Source organism: Veillonella parvula (genome assembly GCF_040094895.1).
Classification (GTDB): domain Bacteria; phylum Bacillota; class Negativicutes; order Veillonellales; family Veillonellaceae; genus Veillonella; species Veillonella parvula_L.
Genome location: NZ_JBBNGV010000001.1, coordinates 209,801 through 231,154, shown reverse-complemented (window position 1 = coordinate 231,154; position 21,354 = coordinate 209,801). Strand labels below are relative to the sequence as shown.

19 protein-coding genes and 1 other annotated feature are annotated in these 21,354 nt (G+C 38.8%); all 19 genes read right to left on the bottom strand.

The annotated features are described in order from the left end of the window. Window positions 1-93: 93 nt before the first annotated feature. Entirely contained in the window at window positions 94-651 is a 558-nt protein-coding gene (locus AAAT26_RS01045) for a MarR family winged helix-turn-helix transcriptional regulator (RefSeq protein ID WP_158251055.1), read from the bottom strand. Window positions 652-1,302: 651 nt separating this feature from the next. Next, on the bottom strand, window positions 1,303-2,508 hold the full coding sequence (locus AAAT26_RS01040) for an MFS transporter (RefSeq protein ID WP_105086635.1): 1,206 nt from the start codon (window positions 2,506-2,508) through the stop codon (window positions 1,303-1,305). Between the two features lie 155 nt (window positions 2,509-2,663). Continuing rightward, window positions 2,664-4,574: a threonine--tRNA ligase gene (gene thrS / locus AAAT26_RS01035; protein WP_349208759.1), complete on the bottom strand. Its 1,911-nt coding sequence runs from the start codon at window positions 4,572-4,574 to the stop codon at window positions 2,664-2,666. 141 nt (window positions 4,575-4,715) lie between these two features. Continuing rightward, window positions 4,716-4,948 (bottom strand) — a binding site (T-box leader). Between the two features lie 240 nt (window positions 4,949-5,188). After that, the gene (locus AAAT26_RS01030; RefSeq protein WP_349208758.1) at window positions 5,189-6,178 is read right to left on the bottom strand and encodes a hypothetical protein; all 990 of its coding nucleotides are present in this window, start codon (window positions 6,176-6,178) and stop codon (window positions 5,189-5,191) included. 101 nt (window positions 6,179-6,279) lie between these two features. Continuing rightward, window positions 6,280-6,555, bottom strand: a complete 276-nt coding sequence (locus AAAT26_RS01025; RefSeq protein ID WP_349208757.1) for a DUF4911 domain-containing protein — start codon at window positions 6,553-6,555, stop codon at window positions 6,280-6,282. Window positions 6,556-6,558: 3 nt separating this feature from the next. Beyond that, a complete protein-coding gene (locus AAAT26_RS01020; protein ID WP_038150033.1) occupies window positions 6,559-7,803 on the bottom strand; it encodes a peptidase U32 family protein in 1,245 nt (414 codons plus the stop codon). Continuing rightward, a complete protein-coding gene (locus AAAT26_RS01015; RefSeq protein WP_004697053.1) occupies window positions 7,803-8,411 on the bottom strand; it encodes an O-methyltransferase in 609 nt (202 codons plus the stop codon). The genes AAAT26_RS01020 and AAAT26_RS01015 overlap by 1 nt, the downstream gene beginning before the upstream one ends. A gap of 23 nt (window positions 8,412-8,434) precedes the next feature. Beyond that, entirely contained in the window at window positions 8,435-9,868 is a 1,434-nt protein-coding gene (gene mltG, locus AAAT26_RS01010; protein WP_316692522.1) for an endolytic transglycosylase MltG, read from the bottom strand. Window positions 9,869-10,111: 243 nt separating this feature from the next. After that, entirely contained in the window at window positions 10,112-10,408 is a 297-nt protein-coding gene (locus AAAT26_RS01005; protein ID WP_008601328.1) for a DUF1292 domain-containing protein, read from the bottom strand. 26 nt (window positions 10,409-10,434) lie between these two features. Continuing rightward, window positions 10,435-10,854: a Holliday junction resolvase RuvX gene (ruvX, locus tag AAAT26_RS01000; protein ID WP_004696363.1), complete on the bottom strand. Its 420-nt coding sequence runs from the start codon at window positions 10,852-10,854 to the stop codon at window positions 10,435-10,437. Continuing rightward, the gene (locus tag AAAT26_RS00995) at window positions 10,854-11,114 is read right to left on the bottom strand and encodes an IreB family regulatory phosphoprotein (protein WP_004696366.1); all 261 of its coding nucleotides are present in this window, start codon (window positions 11,112-11,114) and stop codon (window positions 10,854-10,856) included. The genes ruvX and AAAT26_RS00995 overlap by 1 nt, the downstream gene beginning before the upstream one ends. Before the next feature lie 154 nt (window positions 11,115-11,268). Beyond that, window positions 11,269-13,884: an alanine--tRNA ligase gene (gene alaS, locus AAAT26_RS00990; RefSeq protein WP_349208756.1), complete on the bottom strand. Its 2,616-nt coding sequence runs from the start codon at window positions 13,882-13,884 to the stop codon at window positions 11,269-11,271. Window positions 13,885-14,161: 277 nt separating this feature from the next. Further along, entirely contained in the window at window positions 14,162-14,974 is an 813-nt protein-coding gene (locus AAAT26_RS00985; RefSeq protein ID WP_349208755.1) for a C40 family peptidase, read from the bottom strand. Window positions 14,975-15,058: 84 nt separating this feature from the next. Further along, on the bottom strand, window positions 15,059-16,069 hold the full coding sequence (locus tag AAAT26_RS00980; RefSeq protein WP_004696372.1) for a glycosyltransferase family 2 protein: 1,011 nt from the start codon (window positions 16,067-16,069) through the stop codon (window positions 15,059-15,061). 376 nt (window positions 16,070-16,445) lie between these two features. Next, entirely contained in the window at window positions 16,446-16,823 is a 378-nt protein-coding gene (locus AAAT26_RS00975) for a hydrogenase expression/formation C-terminal domain-containing protein (RefSeq protein ID WP_004696374.1), read from the bottom strand. Between the two features lie 68 nt (window positions 16,824-16,891). Beyond that, window positions 16,892-17,470 (bottom strand): HyaD/HybD family hydrogenase maturation endopeptidase, encoded by a 579-nt coding sequence (locus AAAT26_RS00970; RefSeq protein ID WP_349208754.1) that lies wholly within the window; start codon window positions 17,468-17,470, stop codon window positions 16,892-16,894. Continuing rightward, window positions 17,463-18,272: a Ni/Fe-hydrogenase, b-type cytochrome subunit gene (cybH, locus tag AAAT26_RS00965; protein ID WP_008601341.1), complete on the bottom strand. Its 810-nt coding sequence runs from the start codon at window positions 18,270-18,272 to the stop codon at window positions 17,463-17,465. The genes AAAT26_RS00970 and cybH overlap by 8 nt, the downstream gene beginning before the upstream one ends. A gap of 14 nt (window positions 18,273-18,286) precedes the next feature. Further along, window positions 18,287-20,188, bottom strand: a complete 1,902-nt coding sequence (locus AAAT26_RS00960) for a nickel-dependent hydrogenase large subunit (RefSeq protein WP_118091348.1) — start codon at window positions 20,186-20,188, stop codon at window positions 18,287-18,289. Continuing rightward, complete coding sequence (locus AAAT26_RS00955) at window positions 20,188-21,327, bottom strand: hydrogenase small subunit (RefSeq protein ID WP_118091349.1); 1,140 nt, start codon at window positions 21,325-21,327, stop codon at window positions 20,188-20,190. Before AAAT26_RS00955 ends, AAAT26_RS00960 begins: the two co-directional genes overlap by 1 nt. Between the last annotated feature and the right edge of the window lie 27 nt (window positions 21,328-21,354).

Sequence of the window (21,354 nt, the reverse complement as noted above, 5' to 3'; positions counted from 1 at the left end):
GTTTAATTCCTATACTTATATACTAATGTTTTAATACAATGCTTATTATCTAACCTCTTTAAACATTAAGCTACCATATTTAATCTGAACAGATTAGTCTACTTTTTCCTGACTAAAATGGCTAAGTACATATGATAAGTTTGATTTCATTTCTCCCTTTTTACGCATACACATAGCAGAAAATGTATTCCCTAAGACTTTATCATGTACCACTTGTACCTCTTCAAATAAAGTCTTTCCTTCATAGGTCAAAGCTAAGCATTTAGATCGTTTATCATTTGGACAAGTATCACAATTAACTAAGCCTTTTTTCGCTAGATTTTTAACGACTTCAAACAAATTACCATATGACATGCGTAATTCATCTACTATAAAGCCTAATGTTGGACTACAAGATGATACATAGACAAACTCTAAAACATTGTACTGCATGGGTGTTAAACCAAAGCGTTTTAGTGTGGCCACTTCCCTATCATGAATCACCGTATATATACGCTCAAATAAAAACCATAACTGCTTATCCTCTGGTAAAAATACATCTCTAGGCACTTTTTTTGCCAACTTTAACCGTTTTCCGTATCTCACAGCCCGCTCTAATCGATTAAAACGTTCCTCGCTCTCACTAACCTCACGCAAACGTAATCGCGCCACTTCGATCACTCCTTCTCCATATATATACATACAAACAAAAATATTCTAATTCTAATAAAAATAAATAGAGATATTAATAGGCATATTAAAATTCATATTTATATTCTTATATATGAATATTCTCATAGATACTCATAGATATAAATATAAATATAGACATAAATATTGATATAAATAGAAATATTTTTATATCTATTGCTATTTAGAAATTATCGGTTAAACCTATTTACTATTTCTACCATACATAGCCCATTTTAGAGATACTACCAGTTAAAAATAAATATTTTTAACTGGTAGTATCTCTAAAATGACATATATCTACCTTTAACAAAATTAGTTTTAATTGGTAGTATCTCCAATAATTATATGAAAGGGAAATCTTGCGTTATACTTTACATCAAAAACTAAATATCCCAGAATATTATTCGACACTTTTTGTTAAGTTCCTGCAAGTAACTTCATGATTTATAAAATAATAGTTCCATGAATATAAAAAGCACCGTCTAAATGATATGTACCCCCCTTTACTGGACAATCAGTAAAGGCGGTACATATCAAAGACAGCGCTTAGTTAACTATTAAAGCTTAATAAAATAGATATCTTTATTTTATTAATCTCATTTACCTATTCTATTTATTAAATTAATTTGCCTATTCTAGTTCCTTACCTTTTAGTTCAGGAATCAAGAATACGGTTGCCAATATATCGATTACATAGATAATAGCCAAGAATGCAATTGCCACTTGGTATGAGTACACTGAAATAATCATACCTACTACCATTGGGCTAAAGCCACCTACGGCGCGACCGATGTTAAATAACACGTTTTGAGCCGTTGCGCGAGCACTTGTTGGATAGGCTTCTGCCATTAAGGCACCATACCCACCCATCATACCATTTACAGAGGCCCCTAGAATAGCGCCGGCAAATAGCATAGCTGTTGGATCAGATAGTTGAGAATAAATCAAAATAGATGCCACAGCACATACTTGGAACAAGATAAATGTTGGTTTACGGCCAATTTTATCAGCCAATCGTCCGAATAACCAAATGCCGACCATCATACCACATACAGTTACGGCAGTCCACAAACCAGATTTTGTAAGGGAAAACCCTAATTGCTTACTCAAGAAATTAGGCAACCAAATCATAATACCGTAGTAACCAAAGTTTTGAACAGATGTTAAAATAGCAACACCTATGGAGGTCTTTGTAGTTCTTACATCTTTTACTAATAACTTGAATGAGTTCGTATGGGAATGTTCCTTAGTGTCTTTACTTTGAACAAAGATTTCTGGTTCATGTAATTTCGCACGGAAGATCCAGGCCACAAAGGCAGGAATAATGCCAACCATGAACATACCACGCCATCCAATATAAGGAAGTAATACGGGTGTTAACAGTGCTGCAGCCAATACGCCTAACTGCCAGCCGATGGCAACATAGCTTGTTGCCTTTGCACGGTGTTGTGCCGGCCATGCTTCAGCTGCTAAGGCCATACCAATGCCAAATTCACCGCCTAAGCCGATGCCGGCAATTGTCCGATATATGAGAAGATCCCAATAGCCTTGTGCAAAAGCACATAGACCAGTAAATACAGCAAATAACACAATAGTCCATGTCAACACACGAACACGACCAAACTTATCTGACAAGGTACCAAAGATAAAGCCACCGATTACGGCACCTACCAAGGTCCACGTCACAAGTGAACCTGCTTGACCCGTAGTCAAGCCTAAGTCCCCTGAAATCAAGGTTAGCATAAAGCCAAGAATCAAGAGATCAAACCCATCCATGGCATAACCTATAGATGAACCAATAACAGCTTTCCAACCGTATGAATTTACTTCTTTCATAGTCATTTCCTTTCGCTACTCACAGGTAACAATTAAAGAGAATATAATAACAAAATCCCCCTCATATAATCTCACCACTAATAAATTATACAGACTAATCATAATTGTGCAAGATGTGAGGGGGATTTTTATCAATATAAACAATAGATATTTAATTAATTACGTTCTTTAATTTCAATCTTAATAGAATTAAAGAATTCTTCAAATGGTACAGAACCTAATTCATCACCACCGTGTTTACGAACGTTAACTGTGCCTGCTTCAACTTCTTTATCACCTACAACAAGCATGTAAGGAACTTTTGCCATTTGTGCTTGGCGGATTTTATAGCCGATTTTTTCACTGCGATCGTCTACTTCTACGCGTACATAGTCGCGGTGCATTTGTTTTGCCAATTTTTTAGCATATTCAACATGTTTTTCAGAGATAGGCAAGATTTTAACTTGTACAGGAGCCATCCATGTTGGGAATGCGCCTGCATAGTGTTCAGTTAAGATACCAATGAAACGTTCCATAGAGCCGAAGCATGCACGGTGAATCATGATAGGACGATGTTTTTGACCATCTTCACCAATGTATTCAATTTGGAAACGTTCAGGCAAGTTCATATCTAATTGAATAGTACCACATTGCCATGTACGACCTAAGGAGTCTTCGATATGGTAGTCAAGTTTAGGACCGTAGAATGCGCCGTCGCCAGGGTTGATTACGTATGGAATACCTTTCGCTTCGATAGCATTACGCAATGCTTCTGTCGCTGCTTCCCAAATTGCGTCATCACCCATTGCATTATCAGGTTTAGTGGACAGTTCTACATGATATTTCAAGCCGAATTGACTATAGATACGGTCGAACAATTCGATAACTTTCATCAACTCAGTTTGCATTTGATCTGGCAACATGAATACATGAGCATCGTCTTGTGTGAACGCACGTACACGGAATAAGCCGTGTAATGCACCAGACAATTCATGACGGTGAACTAGACCAAGTTCAGCGTAACGCAATGGGAAGTCACGGTAGGAGTGCATTTCGTTTTGGTAAACCAAGATACCACCTGGGCAGTTCATCGGTTTAATTGCATATTCTTCATCGTCGATGATTGTAGTATACATATTTTCACGGTAATGATCCCAGTGACCAGAAGTTTCCCACAAATGTTTACTCAAGATGATAGGTGTACGAATTTCTTCATAGTCAAAATCATGGTGAACTTCACGCCAGAAGTTTTCTAATTCGTTGCGAAGAGCCATACCTTTTGGTAAGAAGAATGGGAAACCAGGACCTTCTTCTTTGATAACGAACAAACCAAGTTCTTTACCAAGTTTACGATGATCCCGTTTAGCCGCTTCTTCAAGCAAGTGAAGGTATGCATCAAGTTCTTCTTTCTTTTCAAATGCAGTACCGTAAATACGTTGCAACATTTTATTCTTTTCATCGCCGCGCCAGTATGCACCTGCAATGCTTTGTAATTTAAAAGCTTTTACCTTACCAGTGGATGCCACGTGAGGTCCTGCGCAAAGATCAATGAAATCGCCTTGAGAGTAGCAGGAGATTACAGCATCTTCAGGAAGATCTTGAATCAATTCTACCTTGTAATCTTCATTTTTAGCTTTAAAGAATTCGATAGCTTCTTGACGAGGCATAACGGATTTAGTAATCGGTAAATTTTCTTTTACAATACGGCTCATTTCCTTCTCGATTTTACCCAAATCTTCAGGAGTCAAAGTATGTTCCATATCGATATCATAGTAGAACCCCTTATCGATAGCAGGACCGATAGCCAATTTAGCTTCAGGCCATAAACGTTTAACAGCTTGAGCCAAGATATGAGAAGCTGTGTGGCGCAAAGTATGTTTACCACCATCTTCTTCGAATGTTAAGAATGCTACTTCAGAACCATCTACAAGTTCTTCGCGAAGGTCTGTTAATTCGCCATTTACGTTAGCAGCTAGTACTTTTTTAGCCAAGCTGTTAGATAATTGTTTTACTGCTTCCCCAAGAGTAGTGCCAGCAGCATATTCCTTCGCACTACCATCAGGTAAAATGATTTTTACATCTGCCATTTTTCTTTCCTCCAATTTATAAACCAGGATAGCTTTGATTTTTTACTTTCATCAATAGACCTACTTACCACACAATACATAAGCATTTTGTAAATAGCTTGTAGGAATTGGGTAATAAAAAAAGACCTTCTATCCCTACAAACAAGGGACGAAGATCATTCGCGGTTCCACCCTAGTTAACTACCTATACGAATATATGTGTATAGTTAATTCACTTCATTAAGCCCGATAACGGTGGCGGCCGTACTTGCCTACTTAGGTTCGACAAATCAGTTTAAAGGGGGTAACTCTAATATATGTGTAAGGCATTTCCAGCATCTGCCTCTCTCTGGTACACAGGGATAAAAGAATCATGTCCTTTGCATCACTTTTACTAGATTATAGTATCATAGAGGACTAAAAAATTCAATACGGTTTAACTGGAAATTTAATAGGAACTATAAATTGTAATTGTTGTTAGAGCGATATACTATAAACTTCACCTTTATTTTTACCTATATACATTTATTTTTAAAAGAAAACGGCCCGAGAATGATATGGCCCCCTTTACTAGACAACAAGTGAAGGCGGAACAGATCAGAATCTCGAGCCATTTTATATACATTATTTGCAAATTAACGTTTGAAGTTTGTAGACAACATAGCGCCAATTACTTTTTCCAATTTGCTAGTGGAAAGGTCTGGACCTTTGTAAAGTGTTAAGAGCACGTCATTAGAATTATCTTGTTTAGATACCATCATAACACCGCTACCGCGAGCACCGTTATCATCGTAATCTTTCGCTACGATAACAAGGTTCAAATAATGGTCCTTCATGTATGTGTACACCTTACTTGTACGCGCAGAGGAACCGATCATTTTTGCCATGTTCATACCACGGTTGAATACGATTGCATTTGCATTATGAGGATTTGCCGCTAATTGTTGCTTCTCTTCTTCATTTAGAGGCATGAGGTTTACCATGAGGGAATCACCCATCTTGCCGCGGAACATGGCTGGCATCGTTTCGCGTACATCATCAGGAATACCTGTGTCAGCAGTCAATTTCAATTCCTTAGGAACGGTCATGTATAAAACGCCCTTGCTATTGCGTCCCACCTCTGTTGTACTGAGGTCTACAGCACTAAGCATAATGGAATCTTTAATGGTCGCCACTTGATTAGCCAACGGTTTTTCAGGAACGCCACGGCTCGCCAATTGTACATCGCCAGATTTAGTTTTCTTCAATGTTTCCACATTCCAGCTCGCACCTTTTTTATCTGCATCGCTTGCTTCAGTGAAAGCATTCGCCCCATCCTTTGTACCTACATATACATAGGTTTGAGCCGGGATGATGGTATCTGGTGCACCAGATTTATTGAATGCCGCACCATATACTACATTAGGAATCACAGTAGAGCCAATTTGTAAATTGTTGTTAGTTTGGCTTTCCACATCAAAATTGATATTTCCTGTGAAAGTCATATCAGGACCATGGTTGATAACAACCACATCTCCTGCTTGAGGAATGATTACAGGACCTACAGGCCCCGCCATAGCTACACCTGCCATCGATACTCCAAAGCAAGCTGTTAATAATGCGCGTTTCAAAATAGATTGTTTCATAGATATACTCTCATTTCTCTACAATTCGTATACATTTGATGTAATTGTAAATCTAATATAGTCATAAAATTCCCTCATATGATTTACAATCAAAATTATACTTAATCTTCTATAGTGACATAGTCGGATAAGCTACTTAATACTTCAAGCGCCAAGGGCCTTGTAGATGGTGTGCAACGCAACATGCACCGCCCACTCGCATCTACAGAGGTCATAACACCTAAATATTCATAGCCTTCAATGATGCGATTGATGAAATTCGTATGCTTAGGATCAATGTGAAAGTACACATACGCTTCTTCTCCAGAGGTTGCTAAATCGGGTACATCTGGAAATGCACCGATTGATTTACTCGGCTCTAAGGCTGCACCACTCATAAACTATTCATCCTCTTTAGGTTTGCACTCACGACGCATCATGGAATACGGTTCAAGAGGTGTATCCATGTAAATGCGTACTTTCATTTGTGCATGCGGTGCTACATCGATAGGATTACCATCTTCATCTGTCATTTTTTCGATAACAGTTTCAACGAGTTCCCCTTTTGGTTGACAGAATTCTACCTTATCACCTACCTTGAAGTTATTACGTTGTTCAAGATCAACGTATTTTTCTTCTTCGTTGTAGCCCATAACTAAACCGATGAAGTCATGACTTTGAGTATTCGTAGATTTACCATAGTTTTGCGCCGTTTCATCAGGACGACCTTCAGCAAAGCCGTCTGTATAAGGGCGATGGGAAATCTTTTCTAATTCTGCAATCCATTCTGGACGAACGTACCAATCTTTACCTTCTTTAAGGTATGTATCAATCGCTGTGCGATATACTTTTGCCACTGTGGCACAGTAGTGAACTGATTTCATGCGACCTTCGATTTTAAGGCTATCAATACCAGCTTCATATAGATCTGGAATGCGGTGAATTAAACACAAGTCTTTAGAGTTAAAGATATACGTGCCATGTTCATCTTCTTCGATTGGGTAATATTCACCAGGTCGATTGGATTCCACAAGAGAATATTTCCATCGACAAGATTGAGAACATTGACCACGGTTCGCATCGCGATTACCTGTCATATAGTTAGACAATAAGCAACGACCAGAGTAAGAAATACACATAGAACCATGTACGAAGGACTCAATTTCAATATCTACATGATCCTTCATTTCTTTAAGGTCTGCTAAGGATACTTCGCGAGCCGCTACAACACGTGTGGCACCAAGTTCTTTCCACATTTGAACTGTATGCCAATTTGTAGTGGAAGCTTGTGTACTTACGTGAAGCTCTAAACCTGGAGCCACGCGCTTAGCAAGGCTAAAAATCCCCATGTCTGCAACGATGATAGCATCAACACCGATGCTTTCAAGAAATTTCAAATAGTCCTCTAAACCTTCGAAGTCCTCGTTGTGAGGAATGATATTACATGTAACATGAATCTTTTTGCCATGTGCATGTACAAATTCTACAGCTTCCTTTAATTCCTCATCGGAGAAATTAGAGTTTCCTGCGCGCAAGCCAAAACGTTTGCCTGCGCAATATACGGCATCCGCCCCATAGCGGATAGCCATTTTAAGCTTGTCCATATTACCTGCAGGACAAAGCAATTCCATAAAATGTTCTGCCATTATTTGTTGTGCCCTTTCCACACACTCACACTCATGCCATCACCCATGGGATAAATGGTAGTGTTAAACAATTCTTTATTTTCAACATATGTTAAGTATTCTTGTAACCGTTTTACGATGGTTTTGAACCGTTTTGGTGGTTCCTTATCGCCCCTTACATAGCCTCTAAAGAGCACATTATCTGCAAGAATGACGCCCCCTTCTTTCACATGTGGCAGAATAAGTTCAAGTTGTTTTAAATATTGCCCCTTTGGACCATCTAAAAACACTAGATCATATTCGCCTGTGAGTTCCGTTAAGACTTGAGATGCATCGCCTTTCAGCAATGTAATGTTATCGGCATAATCGGATTGGTTAATATAGTATTTCGCCATTTCGTGACGCACATCATCCAGTTCAATGGATGTAATATGCCCCTCTTCCTCGTCGAGTAGCGGAGCCATCAACAAAGCCGAGTAACCAATGGCGGTGCCCACCTCTAACACAGAGGTGGGCCGGTACAAACCTATTAATTCTTCAAATAGATGAACCTCAGATTCTCGTAAAATCGGCACATCATTAATCATCGCGTAAATACGCTGTTCATTTAAAATATCATTTAATGTCATGAAAGTAGATTAAATCTCCTACATTATCTATTGTTAGTACCACTAGGAACTACCAACGTAGAGCGTTCAGCAGGATTTGCAGGTTCTACCTGAATTTGTGGTACTTGTTGTGCATTAGGAATAACATTCTGCATCGATTCAGGTACAGGTGTCGTCGTTGGTACATACGTATTGTTATTTGTATTATTTCCATAGGATGGAGCAGCCGGCGTGACTTGCGTCGATGATTGATTTTGTGTTGAACCTGGTACAGGATCTGGAATCTCAGCTGCTGGAACTGTAGTTGGTGTGTATTTATAACTAGGTTCTACGTCAACATATTGAGAATCTGCTTCCACCGCTTCTGCAGAACTATAATTATAATTAGGCTCTGTAGTCGCTACTGCTACGTCATAGTTAGGACCAGCTTGTGCAGCTACTTCAGTATTAGCAGAAGAATTTTTTACTGTGTCAGCACCATAAATTTTATTAACCGCTGCTAAATGTTCTTCGTAAGATTTAGAGAAGTGATTATGCCCCTCTTTATCTGCTACGAAGTATAAGTAATCTGTATTTTCAGAGTGTAATACTGCATCTAAGGCTTTTTTACCAGGGTTTGCAATTGGTCCTGGTGGTAAACCTTTAGATACATATGTATTATACGGGCTTTGCAATTGCGTATCACCAATCGTTACATTTTCTTTCGCATAGCCAAGTACATAGGAAATAGTCGCATCAGATTGCAATGGAATACCATGTGCTAAACGCTTTTTGAATACCCCTGCAATAGTTGGACGATCTGCATCAAATAAAGACTCTCGTTCAACGATAGATGCCAAGGTTACAAAGTCATGAATACTCATATGTTGAGCTTGAATTTGTTTCTTCACAGCTGGTGTAAGGTAACGATTCATTTCATCAGCCATCATTTGAATAACATCACGAGGCGTAGCACCTACGGGGATTTCATACGTGCTTGGAAACAAGAAGCCTTCTACAGGATATGTAGCAGGTTTTGTGCCTTTCATATATGGGTATGGTACATAGGTCTTAGCTTCAGCTAAGAAGTCCTTCGCCTTCATAATTTGATTCTTTTCAAGAACGATAGCAATATCACCAACTGTATATCCTTCTGGAATTGTAACACGAATAGATTCTACATGACCTTCTTGTAACAAGGAAATGAGTTCGCGCACAGTTACTTTATTAGGTATTTGATAATGGCCAGTTTGAAGCTTATCATTGGTGCCACTCAAGTATAACCAGAGCTTAAAGCCCTGAGTTGAGCGAATTAGCCCCCTTTCAAAAAGCATATCTGCAATTTCAGTACCCGTTTGACCTTTTTCTATAACGACTACTTGTGTTCCATCATCTTGAGCAAAGGTATTCGGTACAAAGTACAATGCACCAAGACCTCCACCAATAATTAATATACCTATAATAACTAGGATCAAAATATATCTTAAGGCTTTTCTCACGTTGTTGAGTTCCTTTCTGTAACATAACAGTATATCAATTCATTATACCATAAACTCTATATTTCCCCTATATAAAAGGGCAATGATTCCACTTATTCCATTTTATGCAATATATTAATTTTATATATTTGTTATGCCCTTAGCATGAATGAAGCCCCTTCTTTGTACAACAATGATAATGTATAACAAAATAAAAATAGCGCATTGTCCACTGACAACACGCTAAATTTATGCTAAAGACAATTATTCGTCTTCATCCATGTCTTCATACAATTTTACTAGAGTTTCAAAGTTTTCATCTTCTTCATCCAAAGGTACGTATTCTTCTACGCCTTCTTCATTTGTTTCGATGCGAGCCAAGATCATGTACGTGTCATCTTGACCTTCATGGTCGGCATCTTCATCTTGTACATGTACAAGAACGGCATACTCTTGACCTTCATGGCTCAAGATAACATCTTCTGTGAAGTATTGTTTATTACCATGTTCGTCTTCGAATTCCAAATAATACACTTCACCTTCAAAATTTTGGTCAACCATTGGAAACCCTCCTTAAGGAAAAATACTTATTTATTAAACTGCAAGCGATCTAGATATCCTTGCAAAATTACAACCGCTGCCATTTTATCGATAACGGATTTACGCTTTTTACGGCTCACGTCAGCTGCGATGAGTTGACGTTCAGCCATAACAGTAGATAACCGCTCATCCCAATATGTAACAGGTAAATCGATGACTTCCTTCATTTTTGCAACGAATTCTTCAGTCTTTTCAGCCCGTTCACCTTTTGTACCATTCATATTTTTCGGCATACCTACCACAAGTTCATGTACTTCATATTCAGAAATGAGTTCTTGTAAGCGATTAAAGTCTTTTTCCAGAGATGTTCTACGAATGGTTTCAATACCTTGTGCAGTCATGAGCAGTGCATCGCTACAGGCAATACCAATAGTACGGCTGCCTACATCTAATGACATAATTCTCATTATAATTGTTTAGCCTTTGCGTATTCTTTCAACAATTCTTCAATCAAGTCATCACGCTCTAAACGACGGATATCGGAACGCGCATTATTATAACTTGTTATATACGCAGGATCTCCAGAGATTAGATACCCTAAGATTTGATTAATTGGATTGTAACCTTTTTCTTGAATAGATTGATAAACACGCGTAAGCACCTCTTCAGCGGTCATCGGTTCATCGTCTACTTTACGGAATAACATGGTTTCATCTGAAACGTTCATCGTATCCCTCCTTTTTATTACATCGGCAGATTTCACTATACAAGTGAAATCTCACCTACTATTATACTTGAATTAAAGCTACAAAGTCAGTAACTTTTTATGCATTATAAAAAATTTCTATAACAGATACAAGTATAATTATAAAATTATATGCCTATTGTAACATAGATTTTAAGGCTTCACCACCAGCTTTTAATGCTTCCATTAATTTAGCTGGCTCTTTGCCACCTGCTTGTGCCATATCTGGACGGCCACCACCATTCCCTCCAGCTACTTGAGCTGCTGCTTTAACAATATTACCTGCTTTTGCACCTTTAGCAACGACATCTTTAGATACTTTACATACAAAGTTTACCTTATCATCACCCATAGCAGCGCCTACAAGAACCACACCAGATCCATTCAATTTATCAAGGCCCATATCAGCTAAATCACGCAATTCATCGATGGAGGACGCCTTTACAGCTGCGGCAACAAATTCAACATCACCTATCACAACTTTACCAGCAACGATATCTGCAGCACCCGCTGCAGAAACTTCTTTACGAATTTGTTCTAATTCTTTTGCTGTGTCTTTAGCTTCTGTCAACACTTGGTGTAAGCGTTCTTCTATTTGAGGTGCTTTAGTTTTAAGCTCGCTTGCCATGCGTTCAATAGTCAAACGATCTTGTTTTGCTGCATCGAGAGCTGCACGACCTGTAATCGCTTCAATACGACGTACACCAGAACCGATACCAGCTTCAGAAGTTAAACGGAAGGAACTAATGAAAGCTGTGTTGCCTACATGAGAACCACCACATAATTCAACGGAGAAGCCAGGAACCTCTACAACGCGAACTACATCGCCATATTTATCTCCAAAGAGTGCCATCGCACCTTTCGCTTTTGCTTCGTCCATGGACATTTCAGCGATAGCTAGGTCCGTAGCTTTTAAAATTTCTTCATTTACAAGTGCTTCGATTTGATCAAGTTCCTCTTGTGTTACAGGGGAGAAATGAGTGAAGTCAAAACGCAAGTAATCAGGAGTTACTAGAGAACCAGCTTGGTTAACATGCTCGCCAAGAACCTTTTTCAATGCTGCATGTAACAAGTGTGTTGCTGTATGGTTGCGGGCCATTGCTGCGCGACGATTTGTATCCACTTCAAGCGTTACATCATCACCTTCAGAGATAGAACCTTCTACAACAGTACCGATATGATATACAGTGCCTTCTGGTAAACGTTTTGTATTATGAACCTCTACCTTACCCATTGGGCCCACGATAAAGCCTGTATCACCTAATTGACCGCCCCCTTCAGCATGGAAAGGAGTAGTGCGTACGATAACAGTAATTTCATCGCCGTCAGCTGCTGTTTGTAAGCGTTCAGAACCTTTACCAAGCATCAATACGGTGGATGCAGTTTCTGCTTCGTCTTCAACAAGTTCTTCATCTTTCAAGAATGTAATGTCTGGTGTTGCTACCTTCGCATCTTCTTTTACACGAGCTTCACGAGCGCGTTCACGTTGTTCTTTCATAGCAGCTTCAAAGCCTTCATGGTCGATTGTAAAACCACGTTCAGAAGCGATTTCCTCTGTTAATTCCCAAGGGAATCCATAGGTATCATATAGTTTGAATACTTCAGAACCAGGAACTACAGTTGCCTTTTCAGCGGCTAATGTATCGATTAAGGAGTTTAATAACTCAAGACCTTGTTCCAAGGTTTGGTTAAAGCGTTCTTCTTCGTTTTGAACCACGCGTTTAACGAAGTCTTGTTTCTCAGCAATAGATGTAATACCAGGGCCAAGAATGTCTACAACTACATCAATAAGTGGTGTTAAGAAGATACCTTCAATACCAAGTAAACGGCCATGACGTACAGCACGGCGTAAAATACGACGCAATACGTAGCCGCGACCTTCGTTGGATGGCAATACGCCATCGGAGATCAATGCAGTGACAGCACGAGCGTGGTCAGCGATAACTTTTAAAGAAACATCTGTATTTGGATCTTCGTTATATGTAACACCAGCGCGTTTTGCAGTGGCTTCGATGATTGGGAAAATCAAATCGGTTTCAAAGTTTGTTTTACAGCCTTGTAATACAGAAGCCAATCGTTCAAGACCGGCGCCTGTATCGATGTTTTTATGTTGTAATGGTTCATAAGATCCATCTGGCATTTTATTGAATTGAGTAAACACTAAGTTCCAAATTTCAAGATAGCGATCGCAATCACAGCCTGGCGCACAATTAGGGTCATCACAACCATGTTCAGGACCTTGATCAAAAAAGATTTCGCTATCTGGACCACATGGGCCTTCGCCAATTTCCCAGAAGTTATCTTCGAGACGCGTGATATGGCTCTCTTCTACACCACAATCATTATGCCATGTATCATATGCCTCTTGGTCATCTGGATATACAGTAACATATAATCTATTTTTATCGAGTTTAATAACCTCAGTTAAAAACTCCCACGCCCAATGAATAGCTTCTTTTTTAAAGTAGTCCCCGAAAGAAAAATTCCCCAACATTTCAAAGAATGTATGATGCCGTGCTGTGCGCCCTACGTTTTCAAGGTCACCGGTACGCATACTTTTTTGGCATGTTGTAATACGACGACAAGGAGGTACCAATTTACCTGTAAAGAAAGGCTTCAATGGCGCCATACCTGCCCCGATCAATAACAAAGACGGATCGTTTTCTGGTATAAGAGAAAAACTATCTAATTTTAAATGTCCTTTACTTTCAAAAAACTGCAAGTATGCTTGACGCAGTTCATTACCCTTCATGTGTATATTCCTCCTAAAATTATTTACTCTTCATTATAACTCAAAAACGATATAAAATCTATCAAAAACATTGAGATTATGCGGAATTCACGCACTTTCACACCAATCCAATCAGACCGTGAAAGATATAAATTTTAATCCATATTTTTTACAATAAAAGTAAAGGTCAAATTTAGTCAATGCTAGTTAAATCGTAAATAATAAACATAAAAAGAGGTTATACAAATCAACAAAACAAAATTGATTCGTATAGCCTCTTTTATAGCTAGTTATTAAATTAGCGTACAACGCGTTTTGCGCCGATGTAACGTTCACCCCAATAGCCAGTATCAAGATCTGCTACTGCAACACCACGACTGGAAGTGGCGCTAATGAACTTGCCATCGCCAATATAAATGCCAGAGTGAGATGGACCTGGTTCATATGTTTCGAAGAATACCAAATCCCCTGCTTTCAAGTTCGCACGAGAAACTTCAACACCTACGTTATACTGTTCATCTGCCAAACGCGGTAAAGAAATACCTTGTTTTTCAAATACATATTTAACATAACCGGAGCAGTCAAAGCCACTTGGAGTTGTACCGCCAAATACATATGGTACGCCACGGTATTTGTCAGCTTCTGCCAAGATTGCGTGAATGCTGCTAGGTGTTTCATTTTTCGTAATATTGTTTAATTTAACGTTCTTGCCATTAATGGAATGACCAGCGATACGACGGGATGTCGCATTACTATTTGAAAAAGCGGATTTCGTTGCTACTGCTTTAGTCGCTGCATTTTGGGTCAATACTGCCTTCGTAGAACGAGGAGCACCCATCAATGCATTATACGTAGCAGGGCCTACGATACCATCCACCGGAAGGCCACGATCTTGTTGGAACAGACGAACTGCCCACTTCGTTTCCTTACCATATACACCATTTTTATCTGTAGCATTATAGCCGTGTTTAATTAGTTGTTGTTGAACCGCTGTAACACTTTTGCCCTTATCACCATATTGTAATGTTGTTGCGCCAACCATGGCTGTTGTGGCACACACAAAAGTTAATGTTAATGCCGTTATTTTAACCTTACTATATTTTGACTTCATATGCTTCCTTTCCAAAAAACTTTTAAAGTAAGTTATTTATTCAAAATATACTAACCGTCTATTTATTTGCATTCACAAATACAGCTAGTCTTCTTTGCTTTTGTTAGTATAAGCCTCTGGTGCCATAAAAACATCTGCACTGCTTGGTCCGAGTAACGGAGCCTCTTCATGCTCTTCAAAATTTATAGCTGACTTAACCCAATACAAAGGCCGTTGCTTCACCTCTTCAAAAATACGACCTACATACTCGCCAATAATTCCCAGTCCGACGAGTTGAATTCCACCAATAAACAAGATTGATACGCCCAAAGTTGTCCACCCATTCAAAGCTTGTCCTGTAAGATATACATACAAAAGATGTAAGATGAGCAAAAAGCTCATTCCACCACAAAGTACTCCTACATACAAGGCGGCCCGTAAAGGCACCCTTGAAAAAGCGGTTACACCATCGAGAGCAAATCGAATCATTTTACGCACACTAAACTTTGAGACACCTGCAAATCGAGGTGGTGCCACAAAGTGCAACTCTGCTTGTCTGTACCCTAAGGCGCCGACAATACCGCGCAAAAATCGACCATGTTCTCTGAATCGTTTCAACGTGCCCAATGCTTTACTATTCATGAGGCGAAAATCGGACCCGCCTTCAACAATAGGAACATCGGCCATTTTGTTCATCAGTTTGTAATAATACTTAGACGTGAAAGATTTAGCCCAACTAGCGTCATCAGTTGAATCGCGTATGGTACGCACCACATCATACCCTGATTCCCACAATCGAACTAGTTCAGGAATCAATGCCGGTGGATGCTGCATATCACCGTCCATTGTAATGACTGCATCGCCATGAGCATAATCAAGCCCACATGTAAGTGCCGTTTGATGCCCAAAGTTACGAGCTAACAATAACACTTTAACATGTTTATCATTGAATGCAATTTCACGCAGTATCATAGCTGACGAATCACTAGATCCATCATCCACGAAGATTAATTCATAATCATACGTGAGACCTGACATAACATCAGTTACAGCTTTATAAAAGTTCGCTATATTTTCCTCTTCGTTATATACAGGCACTACAATAGAAAGTAACATAAATCCTCCAAAGTATTTTACTCACATATTTTATGTTAATTAGTAAATTAAGGCAAATGCTAAAGGTTAACAATAGGCTTAATAATGTTTATAAAGCCAGTAAACAAGCTACTTCTCTATAAAATACCAATATAACCCTTCATTTATCCTTTATATAAGTGCAGTAAATCAATATTATATTAATTTATTTATCAAGCTACTTAATAAAGTAATTTATAAAAAATATTTATTTTATTAATATAGAAACAAATATGATTATTTCTGGCTTTATCAACTATTAATCAAAAATTTATATGAATTTTTATCATAAAATTATCAAAAACGCCTAATTTCATCTATCTTTCATGAAAAAGAGACCCGTTAAGGGTCTCCTTTACTATAATCCAGCAGCATCAATCCAAGATTGTAAATCTTCCTCCGCCAGTTCCATATCTTCTATATAAGCACCAGCTACAACTGGATATTTAGCGACCTCTACTGTATGTAAAATGGAATCATCGCGACCATTTTTATAAGTCCCAATCCAGATTCCAGAAAATTGTGATTCATACCATTCTACAGGTTGATCAGTTTCATTAAAGTTAATCGTAATATGACCGCGTCCAAGTGTTTCTAATACTTCAACTTGTTCTTCCTCTGTTAAACCTGTTTTTTCAATATAAATCGAATATGTCTCACCATTTTCACGCAAATTCTTTAGAGCCAAACGCAACTCATTTAAAACGGCGCGAACATTACCATAATTTTCAATCATAAATACTCCTATACAGAAACTATCTTTACATTCTATAAGCTATCTATACATTATATGAAATTTCCACTTTATGCTTTAGGCTCAACTGTTACGCCCCATTCTCGTAGGACATGCAAAATACGTTTTTTAACCTCAGGCAAGGCACATTGTACCGGCCCGCTAGGTTCAAAACCAATTTCCAATGATTCCGGTTCTACACCGATAACCACTGCATCTTCTAATGGATCTTCTTGAATAGCACGGATGCGTAAAATATCTTGCATTCCTACTTCATGTACAGAAATATGTTCCGTAAAATATTGTTCCAATTCCTTATGAGGAAATTCATATATAGTTCCTGGAGCATCTCCGCCATTAATAGCGTCTACAAGAAGGATTTTCTTCATACCACGCATATACGTAAGTAATTCCATTCCCATAGTGCCACCGTCAATAATGGAAATTGCAGGCGTAAATGTGAAAGACTCTTTCAATTCTTTTACTACATGAACACCTAATCCCTCATCGGTAAGTAAAATATTGCCGACTCCGAGTAGAACAATTTCATTATCTCCATCATCATAAAGGCTATTTAAATCAATACGCGGACCCTCTGAGTCCGCGTATTGTTCCAAGCCACTAATAATATCAGTACTTGTATTAGTCATTTTCTTGTAATTCTCTTTCTCTAGGATCATTAGGATCACTTGGACGATATGTAGTACCAGATGGTTTATCAATACGTTCCCCACGACGACGTTTACCATTAAGGTCTTCAATATCAATTGGATCATGAGCGTAATATTTCATACCTGAAACCATAGCAGATACTTCGCCGGATTCCTCCATAACATCTTCTCGGAATGCCATATACACGTGAACAATAGTAAAGAACAAGAATCCCCACGCAATGTAGTGATGGATAACATGGACCTTGTATTCACCACCAAATAATGTAACCACTGGTGCAAATAAAGTTCCTAGAATACCATTAGGGTTAACCATCGAATACATTGCGAAACCCGTTAAAATTTCAAAGAAGAACATAATGTATACCATCATATACGCAGTTCTAGCTAAGGAATTACGAAGCCAATGATGTTCATGTTTTTGAGGAATCATTAAATAGTGCAATGTTGTTTCTTTAAGACCGTACCAATACCGTTTTTGACGGAATTTAGGTAATAATCTATCCCCTCTGTTCCAAAGAGCGCCTGCAAAACGGAAGATGAAGGAGAACGTTAAGATAACACCTGCAATGAAATGGATACGACGCATAGTTTCCATAGAAAACCAGCCATCAATAGCAAAGGTTGGTTCAGGGTTACCCGTAATCGCAGCAAAGCCTGGATCACCAATATATAGGCCAGTCCAGAACAATGCAGTTACACTGAGTACCATAGTCCAGTGGAATATACGCAACCATAGACTAAATACGACATACGCCTTTTTGTCAGTATGTATTAACATAAGTCCACCACCCTTTATTTACACAATGCATCTGTATTGACGGAAACAATTTTTTCGCCTTTTTTATTGTATAAATGGGTTGCACATGCTAAGCATGGATCAAAGGAGTGAATTACCTTCAAAATTTCAAGTGGTTTATCCGCAATTTTTACATGTGTATCAATCATAGAATCTTCATAGGCACCATGTTCATTAGCTGCAGTTTTAGGGCACGCATTCCATGTAGATGGTACGATACATTGATAGTTTGCAGAGCGTCCATCTTTAATATGTATCCAGTGCCCCAAACCACCACGAGGCGCATCTACAAGACCAACACCTTTAGCATCTTTATCCCATGTATTTGGTTCAAACTTAGTCATATCCGCTACTGCAGTATCACCATTTTTAATATTAGATACAAGCTTGTTAAAGAAGTATTGGCTAATATTTGCCGCTACTTGTGCATCAAGGCCACGACATGCCGTACGTCCTACCATAGTAGTCATCCATACATGAGCTGGTACACCCAATACTTGAGATACTGTATCAATTTGACGAACAATCATAGATTCAGCCCAAGTTGGGTCTTTGATTATTCCTTGTTTCACCTTTGTATACACAACAATATATTTTGCTAATGGACCAACCTCTGCAGTTTTCCCTTTGAAAGTTGGAGATTTAATCCAAGAATATTTTTTATCTTCATCAAGGAATTCCCATTTTTCTTTTGTACCAGATTTAGGACCTGTAAACTTAGGATCAGTAACACCTTCAATAGGATGAAGTGTTTTTGTTCCATCTGGATATGTAAACCAGGAATGATCAACCTCTTCACTAAGGTATTGAGGATCCATGAAGTCTTTACCTTCTAATGGGATGAATGTTGCTTTATCTACACCTAATGCAAAGTTCTCAACAACACCATTGGAACGAACAATACATTTCTTATGATAATCACCATTAGAAATACCGGTGTACGTATCATCAGGATAATCGCCATAGGACATAACGCGTTTCTTCGCAAGGCCACCACCATCGATCATACCTTTTTCTACATATATTTTACCGATAGCTAATAGATCTGGCACGTAGAAATTATCAACTAAGTCTTTAGTCAATGCAATAGATTGCTCTACGGCAGCAAGGCGTTGCGTATTAATAGGGGCATTCATATCATTCATAGAGATAGAACATGGCATGCCACCTACAATATAATGAGGATGTGGGTTTTTGCCACCAAATACAACGTGAGGAATTACAATATCACGTTGACGATCAAGAATGTTCAAATAATGAGATACGGCCATCAAATGAACTTCTGGAGATAACAAGTTATAATCAGGATGATCCCACCATTGAGCGGAGAAGATGCCTAATTGACCAGATTCTACGATTTTCTTAACCTTTTGTTGTACAGCTGCAAAATAGGCAGTTGTAGCTTTAGGGAACTCCTTAGGATATGCAGAATCTTTAGACGCAGTTTCAGCTGGCGCTAAACCACTTACATTATAAGTAGCTAATACATCATTTTGTAATTGTGCAGTTTTAGCTGGATCTGCACTAAGAGCTGCTACTGGGCTAACCCAGTCAAGAGCATGTAAGTGATAGAAATGTACGATATGATCATGTACATCTAAAGAACTATGCATGATATTACGAATATAGTTTGCATTTTTAGGAATGGTAATACCAAGTGCATCCTCTACCGCACGTAATGCTGCCAACGCATGTGTTGTAGTACATACGCCACAAATACGTTGTACGAAAGCCCAAAGGTCACGAGGATCGCGATCTTTAGCAACAAGTTCGATACCGCGCCAAGCAGTGCCAGAAGACAATGCGTCCTCTACTTTACCACTTGCTTCATCAACTTTTATTTCAACCCGTAAATGACCTTCAATACGGGAAATCGGATCTACTACTACGCGTTTCATTAGTGACCTCCTCCATTATTATGTTTCTTTTCATCCCATAAGCCTTCTTCTTTTAAGCGTTTTTCTTCTTTCATATCAAGAATTTTATTACGCGTAAGAGTTGCAGCACCATGAACGATAACCGCTGCAGTGGCACCAACAGCAGCTACTGTACCGATTGTATCAGCAGTTGTGATGGTATTAGCCAATGGAATATCTGGTAAACGTTTATAGAATACGTCATTATCCCAGAAGCCCTTTTCAGAGCAACCAATACAACCGTGACCGGATTGAATTGGATAGGATAAACCATTCCACCAACGTAGATTACCACAAGAATTATATGTTTGAGGTCCACGACAACCTACCTTGTATAGGCACCAACCAGATTTAGATGCATCATCGTCAAATTTTTCAACGAAGAGACCAGAGTCAAAGAAGGCACGACGGTAGCATGTGTCGTGAATACGATTGCCATAAAATTGTTTTGGACGACCTTGCGCATCAAGAGGTGGGATTTGACCAAATAATGCATAGTGCATGATTACACCAGTCATAACCTCTGGAATTGGAGGGCAGCCAGGAACCTTGATAATAGGCTTACCAGATACAACGGAAGATACAGAAACTGTATTTGTTGGATTTGGTTTTGCCGCCTGTATACCGCCCCAAGAAGCACAAGAACCATATTCTATGATTGCTGCAGCTCCTTTAGCTGCTTCTAATAAGGATTCTTTAAATGTACGTCCACCTACTGTGCAATAAACACCATCTTCATCAAGTGGTACGCCACCTTCAACAGCCAAGATATATTTACCGGCTTTTTCTTTGATGATTTTTTCTAAATGTTCCTCTAATGGTGCACCAGACGCTGCCGCCAAAGTATCATCATATTCAAGAGAAATCATATTCAAAATAACATCAGAAGTAAAGGGAGAGGATGAACGGATAAAAGATTCACTACAACCAGTACATTCATGACCATGCAACCAAATCACCGTAGGTAATTCAGTTGTTTCGGCAGCCTTAACAACGGTGTCTAACATCGTTGGAGGTAGACCTAAAATAGCAGTGAGTGCTACACAGGATTTCATAAATGTGCGTCGACTCAAACGGCGTTCTTGGAAGAGTGTCCACAAACTATTTATACGATTCTTCATGGAATATAGCCTCCTTACAACAACTTT

Excerpts from the sequence above, each read along its gene's own strand:
- AAAT26_RS01040 (WP_105086635.1), bottom strand. The coding sequence starts at position 2,508 with ATGAAAGAAGTAAATTCATACGGTTGGAAAGCTGTTATTGGTTCATCT.
- thrS (WP_349208759.1), bottom strand. The coding sequence starts at position 4,574 with ATGGCAGATGTAAAAATCATTTTACCTGATGGTAGTGCGAAGGAATAT.
- AAAT26_RS01030 (WP_349208758.1), bottom strand. The coding sequence starts at position 6,178 with ATGAAACAATCTATTTTGAAACGCGCATTATTAACAGCTTGCTTTGGA.
- AAAT26_RS01025 (WP_349208757.1), bottom strand. The coding sequence starts at position 6,555 with ATGAGTGGTGCAGCCTTAGAGCCGAGTAAATCAATCGGTGCATTTCCA.
- AAAT26_RS01020 (WP_038150033.1), bottom strand. The coding sequence starts at position 7,803 with ATGGCAGAACATTTTATGGAATTGCTTTGTCCTGCAGGTAATATGGAC.
- AAAT26_RS01015 (WP_004697053.1), bottom strand. The coding sequence starts at position 8,411 with ATGACATTAAATGATATTTTAAATGAACAGCGTATTTACGCGATGATT.
- AAAT26_RS01005 (WP_008601328.1), bottom strand. The coding sequence starts at position 10,408 with ATGGTTGACCAAAATTTTGAAGGTGAAGTGTATTATTTGGAATTCGAA.
- ruvX (WP_004696363.1), bottom strand. The coding sequence starts at position 10,854 with ATGAGAATTATGTCATTAGATGTAGGCAGCCGTACTATTGGTATTGCC.
- AAAT26_RS00995 (WP_004696366.1), bottom strand. The coding sequence starts at position 11,114 with ATGAACGTTTCAGATGAAACCATGTTATTCCGTAAAGTAGACGATGAA.
- alaS (WP_349208756.1), bottom strand. The coding sequence starts at position 13,884 with ATGAAGGGTAATGAACTGCGTCAAGCATACTTGCAGTTTTTTGAAAGT.
- AAAT26_RS00985 (WP_349208755.1), bottom strand. The coding sequence starts at position 14,974 with ATGAAGTCAAAATATAGTAAGGTTAAAATAACGGCATTAACATTAACT.
- AAAT26_RS00980 (WP_004696372.1), bottom strand. The coding sequence starts at position 16,069 with ATGTTACTTTCTATTGTAGTGCCTGTATATAACGAAGAGGAAAATATA.
- AAAT26_RS00975 (WP_004696374.1), bottom strand. The coding sequence starts at position 16,823 with ATGATTGAAAATTATGGTAATGTTCGCGCCGTTTTAAATGAGTTGCGT.
- AAAT26_RS00970 (WP_349208754.1), bottom strand. The coding sequence starts at position 17,470 with ATGACTAATACAAGTACTGATATTATTAGTGGCTTGGAACAATACGCG.
- cybH (WP_008601341.1), bottom strand. The coding sequence starts at position 18,272 with ATGTTAATACATACTGACAAAAAGGCGTATGTCGTATTTAGTCTATGG.
- AAAT26_RS00960 (WP_118091348.1), bottom strand. The coding sequence starts at position 20,188 with ATGAAACGCGTAGTAGTAGATCCGATTTCCCGTATTGAAGGTCATTTA.
- AAAT26_RS00955 (WP_118091349.1), bottom strand. The coding sequence starts at position 21,327 with ATGAAGAATCGTATAAATAGTTTGTGGACACTCTTCCAAGAACGCCGT.